This window comes from Trinickia camelliae, assembly GCF_053525655.1.
In genome coordinates, this window is sequence record NZ_JBCHAA010000017.1 from 82515 (window position 1) to 97843 (window position 15329).

Annotated in this window: 21 protein-coding genes; all 21 read right to left on the minus strand. The window is 64.3% G+C overall.

Going from position 1 to position 15329, the window contains the following annotated elements; translation table 11 throughout:
• Positions 1-6: 6 nt before the first annotated feature.
• The 21 genes from tatB to AAHK20_RS25700 all read right to left on the minus strand — a co-directional run bounded on the left by tatB (position 7) and on the right by AAHK20_RS25700 (position 15307).
• The gene (gene tatB / locus AAHK20_RS25600) at positions 7-552 is read right to left on the minus strand and encodes a Sec-independent protein translocase protein TatB (RefSeq protein ID WP_449184299.1); all 546 of its coding nucleotides are present in this window, start codon (positions 550-552) and stop codon (positions 7-9) included.
• A 41-nt stretch (positions 553-593) separates the two neighbouring features.
• Positions 594-833 (minus strand): Sec-independent protein translocase subunit TatA, encoded by a 240-nt coding sequence (gene tatA / locus AAHK20_RS25605; RefSeq protein ID WP_449184300.1) that lies wholly within the window; start codon positions 831-833, stop codon positions 594-596.
• 150 nt (positions 834-983) lie between these two features.
• Positions 984-1346 (minus strand): histidine triad nucleotide-binding protein, encoded by a 363-nt coding sequence (locus AAHK20_RS25610; protein WP_137333991.1) that lies wholly within the window; start codon positions 1344-1346, stop codon positions 984-986.
• A gap of 37 nt (positions 1347-1383) precedes the next feature.
• Complete coding sequence (locus tag AAHK20_RS25615) at positions 1384-1779, minus strand: DUF4870 family protein (RefSeq protein WP_449184301.1); 396 nt, start codon at positions 1777-1779, stop codon at positions 1384-1386.
• Positions 1780-1893: 114 nt separating this feature from the next.
• A complete protein-coding gene (locus AAHK20_RS25620; protein ID WP_207005430.1) occupies positions 1894-2259 on the minus strand; it encodes a phosphoribosyl-ATP diphosphatase in 366 nt (121 codons plus the stop codon).
• Entirely contained in the window at positions 2256-2663 is a 408-nt protein-coding gene (hisI, locus tag AAHK20_RS25625) for a phosphoribosyl-AMP cyclohydrolase (RefSeq protein WP_449184302.1), read from the minus strand. The genes AAHK20_RS25620 and hisI overlap by 4 nt, the downstream gene beginning before the upstream one ends.
• Positions 2664-2747: 84 nt before the next feature.
• Positions 2748-3521, minus strand: coding sequence for an imidazole glycerol phosphate synthase subunit HisF (gene hisF / locus AAHK20_RS25630; protein ID WP_449184303.1), 774 nt, complete (start codon positions 3519-3521; stop codon positions 2748-2750).
• A gap of 135 nt (positions 3522-3656) precedes the next feature.
• Entirely contained in the window at positions 3657-4409 is a 753-nt protein-coding gene (hisA, locus tag AAHK20_RS25635) for a 1-(5-phosphoribosyl)-5-[(5-phosphoribosylamino)methylideneamino]imidazole-4-carboxamide isomerase (RefSeq protein ID WP_449184304.1), read from the minus strand.
• Between the two features lie 198 nt (positions 4410-4607).
• Positions 4608-5249: an imidazole glycerol phosphate synthase subunit HisH gene (hisH, locus tag AAHK20_RS25640; RefSeq protein WP_449184305.1), complete on the minus strand. Its 642-nt coding sequence runs from the start codon at positions 5247-5249 to the stop codon at positions 4608-4610.
• Positions 5246-5866 (minus strand): YchE family NAAT transporter, encoded by a 621-nt coding sequence (locus AAHK20_RS25645; RefSeq protein WP_449184306.1) that lies wholly within the window; start codon positions 5864-5866, stop codon positions 5246-5248. The genes hisH and AAHK20_RS25645 overlap by 4 nt, the downstream gene beginning before the upstream one ends.
• 56 nt (positions 5867-5922) lie before the next feature.
• Positions 5923-6510 carry an imidazoleglycerol-phosphate dehydratase HisB gene (hisB, locus tag AAHK20_RS25650; RefSeq protein ID WP_449184307.1) on the minus strand — a complete coding sequence of 196 codons (588 nt, stop codon included), beginning with the start codon at positions 6508-6510 and terminating at the stop codon, positions 5923-5925.
• 94 nt (positions 6511-6604) lie between these two features.
• On the minus strand, positions 6605-7675 hold the full coding sequence (gene hisC / locus AAHK20_RS25655) for a histidinol-phosphate transaminase (RefSeq protein WP_449184308.1): 1071 nt from the start codon (positions 7673-7675) through the stop codon (positions 6605-6607).
• Between the two features lie 15 nt (positions 7676-7690).
• Complete coding sequence (gene hisD / locus AAHK20_RS25660) at positions 7691-9013, minus strand: histidinol dehydrogenase (protein ID WP_449184309.1); 1323 nt, start codon at positions 9011-9013, stop codon at positions 7691-7693.
• Positions 9014-9051: 38 nt separating this feature from the next.
• A complete protein-coding gene (hisG, locus tag AAHK20_RS25665; RefSeq protein ID WP_449184310.1) occupies positions 9052-9729 on the minus strand; it encodes an ATP phosphoribosyltransferase in 678 nt (225 codons plus the stop codon).
• Positions 9726-11012: a UDP-N-acetylglucosamine 1-carboxyvinyltransferase gene (murA, locus tag AAHK20_RS25670; protein ID WP_449184311.1), complete on the minus strand. Its 1287-nt coding sequence runs from the start codon at positions 11010-11012 to the stop codon at positions 9726-9728. Before murA ends, hisG begins: the two co-directional genes overlap by 4 nt.
• 105 nt (positions 11013-11117) lie before the next feature.
• The gene (locus AAHK20_RS25675) at positions 11118-11357 is read right to left on the minus strand and encodes a BolA family protein (RefSeq protein ID WP_449184312.1); all 240 of its coding nucleotides are present in this window, start codon (positions 11355-11357) and stop codon (positions 11118-11120) included.
• Between the two features lie 49 nt (positions 11358-11406).
• Complete coding sequence (locus tag AAHK20_RS25680; protein WP_449184313.1) at positions 11407-12162, minus strand: ABC transporter permease; 756 nt, start codon at positions 12160-12162, stop codon at positions 11407-11409.
• A complete protein-coding gene (locus tag AAHK20_RS25685; protein ID WP_449184314.1) occupies positions 12159-13085 on the minus strand; it encodes an ABC transporter ATP-binding protein in 927 nt (308 codons plus the stop codon). Before AAHK20_RS25685 ends, AAHK20_RS25680 begins: the two co-directional genes overlap by 4 nt.
• 171 nt (positions 13086-13256) lie before the next feature.
• Positions 13257-13559: an STAS domain-containing protein gene (locus tag AAHK20_RS25690; RefSeq protein WP_449184315.1), complete on the minus strand. Its 303-nt coding sequence runs from the start codon at positions 13557-13559 to the stop codon at positions 13257-13259.
• An 8-nt stretch (positions 13560-13567) separates the two neighbouring features.
• Positions 13568-14197 (minus strand): MlaC/ttg2D family ABC transporter substrate-binding protein, encoded by a 630-nt coding sequence (locus AAHK20_RS25695; protein ID WP_449184316.1) that lies wholly within the window; start codon positions 14195-14197, stop codon positions 13568-13570.
• Positions 14198-14341: 144 nt separating this feature from the next.
• Positions 14342-15307 (minus strand): MlaA family lipoprotein, encoded by a 966-nt coding sequence (locus tag AAHK20_RS25700; RefSeq protein ID WP_449184317.1) that lies wholly within the window; start codon positions 15305-15307, stop codon positions 14342-14344.
• Positions 15308-15329: the final 22 nt, after the last annotated feature.

Below are 15329 nucleotides of genomic sequence, written 5' to 3' on the forward strand. Positions count from 1 at the left end.
CGGTCATCAGAAGAAGCGCTTGGTGCGGCGCAGGCTCAGCGGCGTGTGCCGCGCGACGCGCGCCGCGCCCGACTGCACGTGCGTGCGGCGCAAGGTGGCGCGCTTGTACCACGCCGGCGTGGCGGCTTGCTTCATGCGCCAGCTCTTGCGCTTGCCCACATGCGCGAAGCTCCCGCGCCACGAGGAACCGCCAACGCCAGCACCGCCATCCGCGATGCTGCTTTCGGAAAACGCCGCGCCGCCCGCGATGCTCGGCGACACCGACGTCCCCGCGTTCCAAGCCTCGTTCAGCTCGGTTTCGTGGCGCTTGACGTTCTCGTGAATCGTGTTTTGGACGTTGCTCGCGGCCGTTTCGAACTCGGTCTTCATGCGCCGCAGCTCGTCGAGTTCGATTTCACGCGTGACTTCGGCCTTCACGTCGTTGATATAGCGCTGCGCGCGGCCGAACAACGCGCCCGCGGTGCGCGCGACGCGTGGCAGGCGCTCCGGCCCGAGAACGACGAGCGCGACCACGCCGATCAGCGCCATCTTGGTGAGACCGAGGTCGAGCATGTCGTGGCGGCTCCGTCAGTACGATGCGTGCGCGCCGTGGATCAGCGGTAGTCGTTGGAGCGGGTCTTGTCCTTCGCCTCGACGTCGACGGTGCCGTCGCGCGGCAGTTCACGCTGCTGCGTGTCGGTCGACGGCGGCGTTTCCGCTTCCTTCATCCCTTCCTTGAAACCCTTCACCGCACCGCCCAGGTCGCTGCCGATGTTGCGCAGCTTCTTCGTGCCGAAAACCAATGCGACGATCAGCAAAACGATCAGCCAGTGCCAAATGCTCAACGAACCCATGATAAGTACTCTCCTTGACTTCGCCGGCTGGATCAAAGCGGCGAAGAACTCCGGCCTTGCGGCCTCAATCGAAACGCACGCGCTTCGTGTTTGCTGTATCCGGCGGGTTTACGCTGCGCCCCGCCGCTTGGATTCATTCGATCGGGGGATTCACCCCATCCGATGCCACGGACGCGGGCCCGCGAGAATATGCGCGTGCAGGTGATAGACCTCCTGTCCGCCTCCCGGCCCGGTATTGATGACGGTGCGGAAACCCGTCTCGCCGCCGGTATAGGCGACGCCCAGTTTGGCTGCGAGTTGTGACACCAAGATCATCATTCTACCAAGCAGCGGTGCGTCGTTTTCGCTGCAATTCGACAGCGTTTCGATGTGTTTTCTCGGGATCACGAGGATGTGCGTTTCCGCTGCGGGGCGGATGTCCTTGAATGCGACGAATTCGTCGTCCTCATGGACTTTGGTGCTCGGAATCTGGCCTGCGGCGATCTTGCAGAAGAGACAGTTTTCGTGACTCATGGTGTTCCCAATGGGCTAACTGGCGCGCTCGACGGGCTCAGAACCACGCGCGCGGCGACAGCAGCGGCTTGTTGTCGTACAAGTACAGCCAACCTTTGATGATACGGTACAGCATCCAAATTCCCACGGCCCACAGCACCGGCACGCCGATCAGCACGATGATCAGCGCAAGGCCGATGAGGTAGCCCGCGAGGCCGTACCAGAACGTGCGGATCTGCCAGTCGAAGTGCGCTTCATAGGGCGTCCCGGCGGCGTCCGAGCGTTTCACGTAGTTGATGATGACCGCGATCAGCCCCGTGATGCCGCCCGTCAGCCAATGCACCGCGTAGAGCGCATAGAGCACGTGAGTCAGCGTGCGCAGACCGCGCAGGCGGTCGGCCTCGAGCGCACCCTGGTAAGACGGAGGCGTGTAGCCGCCTTGCGACTCTTCCATATTGCGTCTCCTGTCGGTGGGAGTGAGTGCTTCAGCACTTGATCCCAAGCCCTTCTCTTGGTCAACGAAACGTGCGCTCGCGGCTCGCGAAGCGGCGCCGGCCGGACGACACCATCAGCCGCCGTTTTCCTCGCGCTCGCGGCGCTTTCTCAGCGCTTTTTCCTCGATGCCCGACAGCCCTTCGCGGCGCTCCAATTCGGCGATCACGTCGGCGGGACTCAAACCGTAGTGGGACAGCATGACGAGGCAGTGAAACCACAGATCCGCCACTTCGCCGACGAGGCTCGTCGGCGCGCCGCCCTGGCGCAAATCCTTCGCCGCGAGCACGACCTCGGTCGCCTCTTCGCCGATCTTCTTGAGGACGGCGTCGTCGCCCTTGTGAAAGAGGCGCGCGACGTACGACTGGTCGGGGTCGCCGCCCTTGCGGCTGTCGATCGTGGCCGCCAGGCGCAGCAGCGTGTCTTCGGTGGATTGCGTCATTTGTAGATGTGTTCGGGGTCTTTCAGCACCGGGTCCACGGCGACCCAGTCGCCGTCATCCGTGGTGCCTTCGAATTTCTGGAAGAAGCACGAGTGGCGGCCGGTGTGGCAGGCGATGCCCGACACCTGCTCGACCTTCAGCAGCACGACGTCTTCGTCGCAATCGAGCCGGACTTCCTTGACGTGCTGGACGTGACCGGACTCTTCGCCCTTGAACCACAGGCGCTGGCGCGAGCGCGAGAAGTAGACCGCGCGGTGCGTCTCGATCGTCTTCGCCAGCGCTTCGCGGTTCATCCACGCGAACATCAAGACGTCGTTCGTCGACGCCTCTTGCGCGATCACCGGCACGAGGCCGTTGGCGTCCCACTGGACCTTGTCCAGCCATTGCTTGTCAGGGGTAGTCACGTCAGTCTCCCGCCGGGCCGCCCCAAGGGAGGCTGACGCCCCCTCGGGGGGTAGCGAACGTAGTGAGCGTTGGGGGTCGTTTCATTACAGCCTCACGGAAATGCCTTGCTCGGCCATGAAGCGCTTGGCCTCGCCGACCGTGTGCTCGCCGTAGTGGAAGATGCTCGCGGCCAGCACGGCGTCTGCATGGCCGTCTCGGATGCCGTCGGCGAGATGCTGCAGCGAACCCACGCCGCCCGATGCGATCACCGGTACCGGCACCGCGTCGGACACGGCGCGCGTCAGCGCGAGATCGAAGCCGCTCTTGGTGCCGTCGCGGTCCATGCTCGTGAGCAGGATTTCGCCCGCGCCGAGTTCGGCCATCTTGCGCGCCCACTCGACGGCGTCAAGACCGGTCGCCTTACGTCCACCATGCGTGAACACTTCCCAGCGCGCCGGTTCGCCATCGGGCGACGTACGCTTCGCGTCGATCGCAACGACGATGCACTGCGAGCCGTATTTGTCGGACGCATCGCGCACCAGCTGCGGGTTGGCGACTGCCGACGAGTTCATGCTGATCTTGTCCGCGCCCGCGTTCAAGAGGCGCCTCACGTCTTCGACAGCGCGCACGCCGCCGCCGACCGTCAGTGGAATGAACACCTGCGACGCCACCGCCTCGATGATCGGCAGGATCAGGTCGCGCTGATCGGAAGTCGCGGTGATGTCGAGGAAGGTGAGTTCATCGGCGCCTTGCTCGTCGTAGCGGCGCGCGATCTCGACCGGGTCGCCCGCGTCGCGCAATTCGACAAAGTTGACACCCTTGACGACACGCCCGGCGGTCACGTCGAGGCAGGGGATGATGCGTTTAGCTAGAGCCATGATGTTGCGTTGCCGCTGGTAAGGCCGCTCGCGCTTGAGCGAGCGGCGGGGGCCGACAAAGCGGCAGCGTGAATTGGCTGCCTCAGCGGGCAGACATTCGGCCGTATCAGCCGTTTCAGCCTTGAATTGGCCGGGTCAAGCGTCGTCCGATTCGCGCAGCGTGTCCGCGCGGGTCTGCGCCGCCGCGAAATCGAGGTCGCCCGAGTAGATCGCGCGGCCGCAGATCACGCCTTCGATGCCTTCGCCCTCGACTTCGCAAAGCGCGTCGATATCGTTGAGATTCGACAGCCCGCCGCTTGCGATCACCGGAATCTTCACCGCGCGCGCGAGGCGCACGGTCGCTTCGATGTTGATGCCCTGGAGCATCCCGTCGCGGCCGATATCCGTATAGATGATCGATTCGCAGCCGTAGTCCTCGAACTTCTGCGCGAGATCGACCACTTCATGGCCCGTCAGCTTGCTCCAGCCATCGGTGGCGACTTTGCCGTCCTTCGCATCGAGCCCAACGATGATGTGACCGCCGAACGCCGTGCAGGCGTCCTGCAGGAAGCCGGGGTTCTTCACCGCCGCCGTGCCGATGATCACGTAGGAAAGGCCATCGTCGAGATAGCGCTCGATCGTCTCCAGATCGCGGATGCCGCCGCCCAACTGGACGGGGATCTCGCTGCCGACTTCGTCGATGATCGCGCGGATCGCGTCCTCGTTCTTCGGCTTGCCGGCGAACGCGCCGTTCAGGTCGACGAGGTGCAGCCGCCGCGCGCCACGCTCGACCCAATGTCGGGCCATTGCCGCCGGATCCTCGGAAAAAATCGTCGCCTGGTCCATATCGCCTTGTTTGAGGCGCACACACTGACCGTCTTTAAGGTCGATGGCCGGAATCAGCAGCATAGCAATCGCGTCTAGTCTGGGAAGAAGTTGGGAAATTCACGGCGCCGGGCCTCGGGCCCGCGCCGTCTCGCTAGTTTAGTACAAGTCTTTCGGCGCTCTGCCCGCTACAAGTTACAGGATGATGGCCGGCGTCCGACTTTTGGCAGGGCGCCGCCATGATCCGGCCAGGCAGCATACGCACGAAAGGTGATAAGGGGTTCACGGGTTCCAGTGCACGAAGTTGCGATAGATGCGCAGCCCCGTCTCGGCGCTCTTTTCCGGATGGAATTGGGTCGCGAACAGGTTATCGCGCGCTACCGCCGACGTAAAGGAGACGCCGTAGTCTGTCTCGCCCGCCGAATGGGCCGGATTGTCCGGCACCACATAATAGCTGTGCACGAAGTAGAAGAAGCTGCCGTCGGGCACACCGTCCCACAGCGGATGCGCCGCGGCCTGGCGCACGCGGTTCCAGCCCATCTGGGGCACCTTGAAGCGCGAGCCGTCGTCTTGCAGCTGGCCGTCGAGCTCGAAGCGAACCACCTTGCCGGGCAGCAGGCCCAAGCCGCGCGTATCGCCTTCGGCGCTCCAGTCGAACAGCATCTGCTCGCCGACGCACACGCCCATCAGCGGCTTCGTCCTCGACGCCTCGATCACCGCCTCCTGCAGCCCCGATTCGCCGAGGCAGCGCATGCAGTCGGGCATCGCGCCCTGGCCGGGCAGCACGACGCGGTCGGCGGCGCGAATCGCCTCCGGCTTGTCGACGATCGCTACGTCCGCCTCGGGCGCAGCCTTCTTGAGCGCCTGCGCTACCGAGCGCAGGTTGCCCATCCCGTAATCCACAATCGCAATCGAAGTTTTCATCTCAAGTTAGGCAGTAGTGCCTTCAATCCGTCGACGATGAATTCCACCGCCAGCGCCGACAACATCAAACCCATCAACCGCGTGCCGATATTGATGCCGGTGTGCCCGACCCAGCGGGCGATCGGCTCGGCAAGCCGCAGCGAAAAAAAACAGATCGTCGCAATAATCGCGCCGATCGCGATCAGCCCCAGCCGGTCGTACCAATGATGCGAGTTCGCCGCATAGACGATCACCGTGCTGATCGAGCCCGGCCCAGTCAACAGCGGAATCGCGAGCGGCACGACCGCAATGCTGTTCTTCGACTCGGCCTCGTCACGCTCTTCGGGTGTGGAACGCGTGTTGCCGATCTGAGCGTTCAGCATGTTGATCGCCATCAGCAGCATGATGATCCCGCCGCCCACTTCGAGCGAACCAACCGAAATGCCGAAGAAGCTGATGATCTGCTGCCCGAGCAGCGTTGTCACCGCGACCACGCAGAACACCGAGATCGATGCGATCCGGATCGTGTGGCGCCGCTCGGTATCCGATTGATGCGACGTCAGGCTCAGAAAGAACGGCACGGCGCCGACCGGGTTGATCAGCGCCAGCAACGAAATAAACGATTTAAGAAGGTCCATCGCAAGCCGGCGCGCGCATCCGCGCGCTGCCGGTCCGGTTCTCTCTCGCGTTAGCTTTAGAGACTGCCCTTGGTCGACGGAATCTGCCCCGCCGCGCGCTCGTCCAACTCGACGGCCATGCGCAGTGCGCGGCCGAACGCCTTGAAAACCGTTTCCATCTGATGGTGCGCGTTGAGGCCGCGCAGGTTGTCGACATGCAGCGTCACGCCCGCGTGGTTCACGAAGCCGCGGAAAAACTCGATCGACAGATCGACATCGAAGTTGCCGATGCGCGCACGCGTGAACGGCACGTGGAATTCGAGGCCCGGACGGCCCGAGAAGTCGATGACGACGCGCGACAGCGCTTCGTCGAGCGGCACGTACGCGTGGCCATAGCGGCGGATGCCCTTCCTGTCGCCGATCGCCTTCGCAACGGCCTGGCCGAGCGTGATGCCGGTATCTTCGACCGTGTGGTGGTCGTCGATATGCAGGTCGCCATGCGCCTCGATATCCAGATCGAACAACCCATGCCGCGCGATCTGATCGAGCATGTGGTCGAGGAACGGCACACCAGTGGCAAGCTTTTGCTGGCCAGTGCCGTCCAGGTTGATCTTCACACGGATCTGCGTTTCGCTGGTATTGCGAACGACTTCCGCAACGCGCATGGGGGACCTCAAAGTAAGCAAGAAAAAAGGGGATGCGGTTGGATGGATGCCAGCCGCGCGTTCGGTGGCGAACTTCGCGCGGCGGGCTTTCGAATCATTTCAACACGAGTTTCAGCGCTGCCAAGAGTTGCGCATTTTCGTCGGGAGAGCCGACTGTCAAACGCACGCAATTGTCCAGCAATGGGTGCATTTTACTCACGTTTTTGATCAGAACCCGCGCGGTTAGCAGCGTATCGAACGTTGCCGCCGCATCGGGCACGCGCACGAGCAGGAAGTTGCCGGCGCTCGGGAAGACGGTCGCGCCTGGCAGCGCGCCCACCGCGTGCGCCAGCTTGGTGCGTTCCGCGCGCAATTCGGCGGCCTGGGCGTCGAGCACGTCGACGTGGTCGAGCAGGAAATCGGCCGTGGCTTGCGTCAGCACGTTGACATTGTACGGCGGGCGCACTTTGTCGAATTCGGCCAGCCACGCCGGCGTGCCAGCGAGGTAGCCGAGGCGAATGCCCGCGAGCCCGAGCTTCGACACCGTGCGCATTACGACCACGTTGTCGAAGGCGCCCGCGCGCGGCATCCAGCTTTGCTGCGCGAACGGCTGGTACGCCTCGTCGATCACCACGAGGCTCTTGTTCGCCGCCGTGATGATGCGCTCCATGTCGTCTTCGTCGAACAGCGTGCCGGTCGGGTTGTTCGGATACGCGAGATAGACGATGGCCGGCTCGTGCTCGGCGATCGCGGCAAGCATGGCGTCGGCGTCGAGCGTCAGGTCCGCCTTCAGCGGCACGCCGACGAATTCCATCTGCGCGAGCTTCGCCGACATCTGATACATGACGAAGCCCGGCACCGGCGCCAGCACCTTCGCGCCCGGCTTCGCACAGGCGACCGAAATCATGCTGATGATTTCATCCGAGCCGTTGCCGAGCAGCACGTCGCAGCCGGCAGGCACCTGCATCACACGCTTGATCTTGTCGATCAGCGCGGCCGGCCGAGGCGCCGGATAGCGGTTCAGCGCGACGCTCGCCAGATGCTCGCCGAGCTGCGCGGCGAGCGCCTCGGGCAGCGGAAACGGGTTCTCCATCGCGTCGAGCTTGACGAAGCCCGTCGCGTCCGGCACCGGATAGCCCGTCATCGAGAGCACATCGCGGCGAATGATGTCTTGTGGTGTTGTCATAGTTGTCGGCGTGCTTCAGCCAGTCTGCTTCATCCGGTATTCGGCGCTCTTCGCGTGCGCCTGCAGCCCTTCGCCATAGGCGAGTTCCGCGGCGATCTCGCCGAGCGTCTGCGCGCCTTCCGCGCTCACTTCGATCACGCTCGAACGCTTGAAGAAATCGTAGACGCCAAGCGGCGACGAGAAGCGCGCCGTGCGCGAGGTTGGCAGCACGTGGTTCGGCCCCGCGCAGTAGTCGCCGAGGCTCTCGCTCGTGTAGCGGCCGAGGAAGATCGCGCCTGCGTGGCGGATTTCACGCGACCATTGCTGCGGATCGAGCGCGGAGATTTCGAGGTGCTCGGGAGCGATGTCGTTGGCGATCGCGCACGCCTCGGACATGTCGCGCACCTTGATCAGCGCGCCGCGGCCTTCGAGCGACTGCTGGATCACGTCGCGGCGCGGCATCGCCGGCAGCAGTTCGTTGATCGCGTCCTCGACGCGCGCGATGAACGCGTCGTCCGGGCACAGCAGGATCGATTGCGCGAGCTCGTCGTGCTCGGCCTGCGAAAACAGGTCCATCGCCACCCAGCGCGGATCGGTCGTGCCGTCGCACAGCACGAGGATTTCCGACGGCCCGGCGATCATGTCGATGCCGACCGTGCCGAACACGCGGCGCTTCGCCGATGCGACATACGCGTTGCCGGGGCCGCAGATCTTGTCGACTTGAGGAATCGTATCGGTGCCGTACGCGAGCGCGGCCACCGCCTGCGCACCGCCGATCGTGAACACGCGATCGACACCGCCCAGCAGCGCCGCGGCCAGCACAAGCTCGTTCTTCACGCCGTCGGGGGTCGGCACGACCATGATGATTTCGCGCACGCCCGCGACGCGCGCCGGAATCGCGTTCATCAACACCGACGACGGGTACGCCGCCTTGCCGCCCGGCACGTAGATGCCGGCGCGATCGAGCGGCGTCACCTTCTGGCCGAGCACCGTGCCGTCGGCCTCGGTGTACTGCCAGCTATGGCTGCCGCACTCGATCTTCTGCTTCTCGTGATACGCGCGCACGCGCGCCGCCGCCGCTTCGAGCGCCGCGCGGCGCTTAGGCTCCAGCCCTTCGAGGGCCGCTTCGAGCTCCGCATGCGGCAATTCGAGCGCCGCGACGCGCTCCGCCTTCAGACGATCGAAGCGGTTCGTGTACTCGAGCACGGCCGCGTCGCCGCGCGCCGCGACATCGGCCAGAATCTGCGCGACCGAGCGCTCGATCGCTTCATCCTCGCTCGCCTCGAACGCGAGCACGGCGCGCAAAGCCGCGCGGAAACCATCGGTGCTGGAATCGAGTTTGCGAATCTTGAGAGACATGCTGATATCCGTAACGGTTAGGCGCGCCCGACGAAGCGTCAGACCACCGGCAAGCCGGCGCGCGATGCGCGTTCGAACGCATCGAGAAACGGCTTGAGCGCGGCGCGCTTCAACTTCAGCGCGGCCTGGTTCACGACGAGGCGCGACGAGATCTGCATGATCTCCTCGACCTCGACAAGATTGTTGGCGCGAAGCGTGCCGCCGGAGCTGACCAGGTCGACGATCGCGTCGGCGAGGCCGACGAGCGGCGCAAGCTCCATCGAGCCATACAGTTTGATCAGATCGACGTGCACGCCTTTGGCGGCGAAGTGCTCGCGCGCGGTCTGCACGTACTTGGTCGCGACGCGCAGGCGCGCGCCCTGGCGCACGGCGTTCTCATAGTCGAAGCCCGCCTTCACGGCAACCGACATCCGGCAGCGCGCGATGTTCAGGTCGATCGGCTGGTAGAGGCCGCTGCCGCCGTGTTCGATCAGGACGTCCTTGCCGGCAACGCCGAAGTCCGCCGCGCCATATTCGACGTAGGTCGGCACATCGGTCGCGCGCACGATGATGACGCGCAGGTTCGCATCGGTTGTCGGCAGGATCAGCTTGCGCGAGGTTTCCGGGTCTTCCGCGACCTCCACACCAGCAGCCTGCAGGAGCGGCACCGTCTCTTCGAAGATGCGGCCCTTCGACAGCGCAAGCGTCAGCGGCGCGTTCGGCGCAACCCCGCTCATGCCTGGCTCCCCGACTGACTGCCCGCTTGATTCCCCGATACGCGCTGGACCTTCGCGCCGACACCCGTCAGCTTCGCCTCCATCCGGTCGTAGCCGCGATCGAGGTGATAAATGCGGTCGACGAGCGTCTCGCCGTCGGCGCACAGGCCCGCGATCACGAGGCTCGCGGAGGCGCGCAGATCCGTCGCCATCACCTTGGCGCCGGACAGCCGCTCGACGCCCGCCACCAGCGCCGTTTTGCCGTCGATCGTGATATTCGCGCCGAGACGGTTCAACTCCTGCACGTGCATGAAGCGGTTTTCGAAGATCGTCTCGACGACTTGCGACGTGCCGTCCGCGATCGCGTTGAGCGCCATGAACTGCGCCTGCATGTCGGTCGGGAACGCCGGGTACTCGGAGGTGCGGATGTTGACCGCGTTCGGGCGCTGATTCATGCGCACGCGCATCCAATCGTCGCCCTCTTCGATCGTCACGCCGGCTTCGCGCAGCTTGATCGTCACGGCTTCGAGCGTCGTCGGACGCACCTGGCGCAACGTGACGTCGCCGCCCGCCGCCGCGACGGCGCACAGGAACGTGCCCGCTTCGATGCGGTCGGGCACCACCGTATGCTTGGCGCCATGCAGCTTGTCGACGCCTTGAATCACGAGCCGATCGGTGCCGATGCCGTCAATCTTGGCGCCCATCGCGACGAGCAGGTTCGCGAGATCGACCACTTCGGGCTCGCGCGCCGCGTTCTCGATCACGGTCTCGCCATCGGCGAGCACGGCGGCCATCAGCAGGTTTTCCGTACCGGTCACGGTGACCATGTCCGTCACGATGCGCGCGCCCTTCAAGCGCTTCGCACGCGCCTCGACGAAGCCGTGCTCGATGTTGATCTCGGCGCCCATCGCCTGCAGACCCTTGATGTGCTGGTCGACCGGACGCGCACCGATCGCGCAGCCGCCCGGCAGCGACACCTTCGCCTCGCCGAAGCGCGCGACGAGCGGCCCGAGCACCAGGATCGACGCGCGCATCGTCTTCACGAGCTCATACGGGGCGACGAGGTTGTCGACGCGCGAGGCGTCGAGGTGCACGTGGCCATCGGCGGCCTCGGCGCGCACGCCCATCTGGCCGAGCAGCTTGAGCGTGGTGCGCACGTCCTGCAGATTGGGGACGTTGTCGAGATGGACGGGCTCGGCCGTCAACAGTCCTGCACACAGAATCGGCAACGCAGCATTTTTCGCTCCGGACACGGTGATTTCTCCCGCGAGCCGGTGACCGCCTTCGATCACGAACTTGTCCATGCTTGGTCCTTGGTGTGCCCGATCAGCGGCCGGGCTTGCCGTGGCGGCGCCGCTCGCGGCGTCGCGGGTGTCTTGAGTAATGCGCACTAGCTTTCCAAATACAAATTATGCGGGTTGCCATTCGGCAGGCGTCAGCGTTTTCATGCTGAGCGCGTGGATTTCTTCACGCATGCGCTCGCCGAGCGCCGCGTAGACGAGTTGATGCCGCTGGATCAGCCGCTTGCCCTCGAACGCATCGGAAACGATGGTCGCGAAGAAATGCTGGCCGTCGCCTTCGACTTCGAGGTGCTGGCACTTGAGGCCAGACTCGATGTATTGCTTGACCTGTTCAGGAGTCGGCAACATGAAATGCTCCTTGTCAATGTGCGCCGGGCCGCCCCAAGCGCACAGACTTTCAGTGACGCAGTTTGTAGCCGGACGCGAGCATACGCATCGCGACCACAGCCAGCACGATAAAGAAACCGCCGACGATCGCGAGGGAGACGAGCGGGTCGATGTCCGACAGCCCGAAGAACCCATAGCGAAAGCCGTCGATCATGTAGAAGAACGGATTGAGCCGCGACACTTCGCGCCACACGGGTGGCAGCGTATGCGTCGAATAGAACACGCCCGAGAGGAACGTGAGCGGCATGATCAGGAAGTTCTGGAACGCAGCAAGCTGATCGAACTTCTCGGCCCAGATGCCCGCGATGAGCCCGAGCGTGCCGAGAATCGCCGAGCCGAGCACGGCGAACGCGATGATGTAGAGCGGCGCTGCGAAGCTCATCGGGATGAACCAGATCGTCACCACGAACACGCCGAGCCCAACGGCGAGCCCGCGCACGACCGCCGCAAGCACGTAGGCGCCATACATCTCCCAATGCGCGAGCGGCGGCAGCAGCACGAACACCAGGTTGCCCGTGATCTTCGATTGAATCAGCGACGACGAGCTGTTCGCGAACGCGTTCTGCAGCACGCTCATCATCACCAGACCCGGGATCAGGAAGCTCGTGTACTCGACGCCGGGATACACCTCGACGTGACCGCGCAGCGCATGGCCGAAGATCGTCAGATAGAGCAGCGCGGTGATGACCGGCGCGAGCACCGTCTGGAACGCGACCTTCCAGAAGCGCAGGATCTCTTTATAAAACAGCGTACGAAAACCGCTCATGCGAGCCCCTCGATCACTTCCGGTCCGTTCATCACCTGCACGAAAACATCTTCGAGATCGGCCTTGCGGACTTCGATTTCTTCGAACGTGCAGCCGCCCGCGCGACATTGCGCGAGGATGCGTTCGACGTCGTCGTAGCTGGAGAGGCGCAGCAAATGCTGACGGGTTCCGGCCGCAGCCGGGTCCACTTCGAGACCGCGCAGCTCGGCGGGCAATACGCCCGTCGCGAAGCGGATGAAAAGCTGCATGCCCGCGAAGCGCTGCAACAGCGCGCTCGTGCGCTCCAGCGCCACGACCTCGCCCCGCCGCAGCATCGCGATGCGGTCGCACAGCGATTCGGCTTCTTCGAGGTAGTGCGTGGTCAGCACGATCGTGTGGCCCTCGCGGTTCAGGCGCGCGATGAACTTCCACAGCGTCTGGCGCAATTCGACGTCGACACCCGCGGTCGGCTCGTCGAGCACGATCACCGGCGGCCGGTGCACGAGCGCCTGCGCAACGAGGACGCGCCGCTTCATGCCGCCCGACAGCGCGCGCATGTTCGCATCGGCTTTCTCGGTCAGATCGAGGTTCGCCATCACTTCGTCGATCCAGTCGTCGTTGCGATTGAGGCCGTAGTAGCCCGACTGGATACGCAGCGTCTCGCGCACCGAGAAGAAAGGATCGAACACGAGCTCCTGCGGCACGACGCCAAGCGCGCGCCGCGCCTGACGAAAGTCGGACACGACGTCATGCCCGCGCACCGCGACGCTGCCTTCGTCGGCGCGCGCGAGCCCTGCGAGAATGCTGATGAGCGTTGTCTTGCCCGCGCCGTTCGGTCCGAGCAGGCCAAAAAACTCGCCTTCCTCGACCGAAAAGCTGACGCCCTTGAGCGCTTGCAGATCCTTGTAGCGCTTCTTGACGTTACGGATTTCTATGGCTGACATGGGTGTGCGCGGCCTGGGTCGGCGGCGCCTAACAGGTGCGATTCAGGTGAAAGCGGGAACGGAATTGGGGCCGGTTGGATGCCCCAAAAAACGTTTGATTATAGGACAACTCGGCTGAGCCGACCTGTCGCGCCGGGGGTGTTGAGCGGCGTGCCCGGAGGCCCGCACGCTTCAAAGCGGCGCCGAGATGGTATCGAGTGAGGGTCGATGTCGTGCCGACAGCAGCGTGTCGACACCATAGGCTTGCGCGAGACTCGCAAGACCGGCAGGGAGATTGACGATTTCGAGGGCGGCGCCACGTGCCTGCGCGGCGCGCTGCCATGCGAGCAGCACGGCGAGCGCGGAGGAGTCGAATTGCGAGAGCGGCGCGCAATCGACGCCGGTCGCGCCGCCGCCGATCTCCTTGAGCCCAGCAGCGAGCGCGGCGTTCGCGCTCGCGTGGGTCAACGTGCTGCCGGTGCTGAAGCGGTTCATTGAAGGACTCACGACGCCTTGCCGGCGGCAAGCTGTTGGTTGCGCTGCGTGAGGAACTGGATCAGGCCGTCAACGCCGCTTTGCTGGATCTTTTCGTTGAACTGTTGCTGATACGTCTGGATCAGCCACGCGCCGAGCACGTTCAGGTCATAGACGCGCCAGCCTTGCGCAGTCTTGTACAGGCGATAGTCGAGTTCGATCGGCTGACCGTTGTTCATCACGACCGAACGCACGACGACATCGGTATCGTCCGGGCTCATGCGGAACGGCTTGTATTGAATCTGCTGGTCGCGCACTTGCGAGAGCGCGCCGGCATAGGTGCGGATCAGCAGCATCTTGAATTGCTCGACCAACTGGTCTTGCTGCTGCGGCGTGGCGGTGCGCCATGCACGGCTCGTGGCGAGCATCGTCGTGCGGCGGAAGTCGATGTACGGCAGGATCTTCTCGTTCACCAACTGCGTGACACGATTGATGTCGCCGCTCTTGATCGTCGGATCGGACTTGATCTGGTCGAGGACTTGCTGCGTGACGGTCTTGACCATGCCGTCAGGCGAGCTGGTATCGACGGTTTGCGCAAACGCCGCGCCGCCGAACGAAAAAAACGTTGCAAACAGAGAAATCAGGAAGAATTTTTTCATCGTCTACCTTGGATGAATAAGAGCGCTAGCCTTGGAGCACTCAGCATTACGCGAGTTCAGCGCGCTGACTAGCGCGAAACGGCAAATATTGTCTCGAACTGTTACCGCGACATTATCCGCGTCTCGCGCCGATGTTGTTTCCGGTTACGGCAAGTGCAGGTGCAGCGACGGCACGCCCTGCGACGGCGGCACAAACTGCTGCGCCGGCACTTGCTGAGCCTCCCCATTCGGACCGCCGAGCGTTGCAGGCGTGGTCGCCTCGGCACCCGAAGCGCCCGATGCGGCCGCCGCCGGCGCCGCGGCCGCTGCCCCGGCACTTGACGCGGCCTGTGCAGCGGCCGCCCCCGAAGCCGGGGTCGCCGCTTCGGCGCCTTCAGCGCCGTAATTCGGCAGCGACTGGTCGTAGTTCGGCAAGGAGGCATTGGCGCCGCCGTCCGAGATCAGGTACTGGCGGCGCTGCAAATACGCATTGCGGATGAACGAGTATTTGTCCAGCGCGGCGCCGCTCAACACGTCGCCGGTCTGCAGCAGGTTGGCGCGCGTGTTGATCAGATTCACGCCCCACAGCGACCAGCTGACCGACGACGGTTCGACATACGTCAACGGGTTGCCGAAGTAGTCTCCGACCAACCCGACCGCGTCGCGCGCCGTGCTCGGGCCGAACAGCGGCAGCACGAGGTACGGCCCCGGCGGCACGCCGTAGTGACCGAGCGTGATGCCCATGTCGGCCGTGTGCTTCGGCAGCTTCGCGAGCGTCGCGACGTCGAACAGGCCGCCCACGCCGAACACGGTGTTGATCACGACGCGCATGATGTCGCCGACGCCATCGGCGATCTTCAATTGCGCCAGATTGTTGGCCGCGATGTAGACGTCGCCGATATTCGAGAAGAAGTTCGTGACGCTCGTGCGCACCGGTTGCGGCACGGCCCAGGCGTAGCCCTTCGCGACCGGCTTGAGCGCGTACGTGTCGACGGTGTCGTTGAACTTGAACACCGTCCGGTTGAAGCCCTCGAGTGGATCACCCTTGGTCGGCGTCTCCACGGTCGCGCAGCCGGCCAGGGCCGTCACCGCGAGCGCAAGCGCCGCATTTCTGATGCATGTGGTTTGCATTTCTTGTTCTCCTTGACTGGCT

Bases quoted from the DNA above. Each gene is read 5' to 3' on its own strand.
- tatB (WP_449184299.1), bottom strand. From the start codon at position 552: ATGCTCGACCTCGGTCTCACCAAGATGGCGCTGATCGGCGTGGTCGCG.
- tatA (WP_449184300.1), bottom strand. From the start codon at position 833: ATGGGTTCGTTGAGCATTTGGCACTGGCTGATCGTTTTGCTGATCGTC.
- AAHK20_RS25610 (WP_137333991.1), bottom strand. From the start codon at position 1,346: ATGAGTCACGAAAACTGTCTCTTCTGCAAGATCGCCGCAGGCCAGATT.
- AAHK20_RS25615 (WP_449184301.1), bottom strand. From the start codon at position 1,779: ATGGAAGAGTCGCAAGGCGGCTACACGCCTCCGTCTTACCAGGGTGCG.
- AAHK20_RS25620 (WP_207005430.1), bottom strand. From the start codon at position 2,259: ATGACGCAATCCACCGAAGACACGCTGCTGCGCCTGGCGGCCACGATC.
- hisF (WP_449184303.1), bottom strand. From the start codon at position 3,521: ATGGCTCTAGCTAAACGCATCATCCCCTGCCTCGACGTGACCGCCGGG.
- hisA (WP_449184304.1), bottom strand. From the start codon at position 4,409: ATGCTGCTGATTCCGGCCATCGACCTTAAAGACGGTCAGTGTGTGCGC.
- hisH (WP_449184305.1), bottom strand. From the start codon at position 5,249: ATGAAAACTTCGATTGCGATTGTGGATTACGGGATGGGCAACCTGCGC.
- AAHK20_RS25645 (WP_449184306.1), bottom strand. From the start codon at position 5,866: ATGGACCTTCTTAAATCGTTTATTTCGTTGCTGGCGCTGATCAACCCG.
- hisB (WP_449184307.1), bottom strand. From the start codon at position 6,510: ATGCGCGTTGCGGAAGTCGTTCGCAATACCAGCGAAACGCAGATCCGT.
- hisC (WP_449184308.1), bottom strand. From the start codon at position 7,675: ATGACAACACCACAAGACATCATTCGCCGCGATGTGCTCTCGATGACG.
- hisD (WP_449184309.1), bottom strand. From the start codon at position 9,013: ATGTCTCTCAAGATTCGCAAACTCGATTCCAGCACCGATGGTTTCCGC.
- hisG (WP_449184310.1), bottom strand. From the start codon at position 9,729: ATGAGCGGGGTTGCGCCGAACGCGCCGCTGACGCTTGCGCTGTCGAAG.
- murA (WP_449184311.1), bottom strand. From the start codon at position 11,012: ATGGACAAGTTCGTGATCGAAGGCGGTCACCGGCTCGCGGGAGAAATC.
- AAHK20_RS25675 (WP_449184312.1), bottom strand. From the start codon at position 11,357: ATGTTGCCGACTCCTGAACAGGTCAAGCAATACATCGAGTCTGGCCTC.
- AAHK20_RS25680 (WP_449184313.1), bottom strand. From the start codon at position 12,162: ATGAGCGGTTTTCGTACGCTGTTTTATAAAGAGATCCTGCGCTTCTGG.
- AAHK20_RS25685 (WP_449184314.1), bottom strand. From the start codon at position 13,085: ATGTCAGCCATAGAAATCCGTAACGTCAAGAAGCGCTACAAGGATCTG.
- AAHK20_RS25690 (WP_449184315.1), bottom strand. From the start codon at position 13,559: ATGAACCGCTTCAGCACCGGCAGCACGTTGACCCACGCGAGCGCGAAC.
- AAHK20_RS25695 (WP_449184316.1), bottom strand. From the start codon at position 14,197: ATGAAAAAATTCTTCCTGATTTCTCTGTTTGCAACGTTTTTTTCGTTC.
- AAHK20_RS25700 (WP_449184317.1), bottom strand. From the start codon at position 15,307: ATGCAAACCACATGCATCAGAAATGCGGCGCTTGCGCTCGCGGTGACG.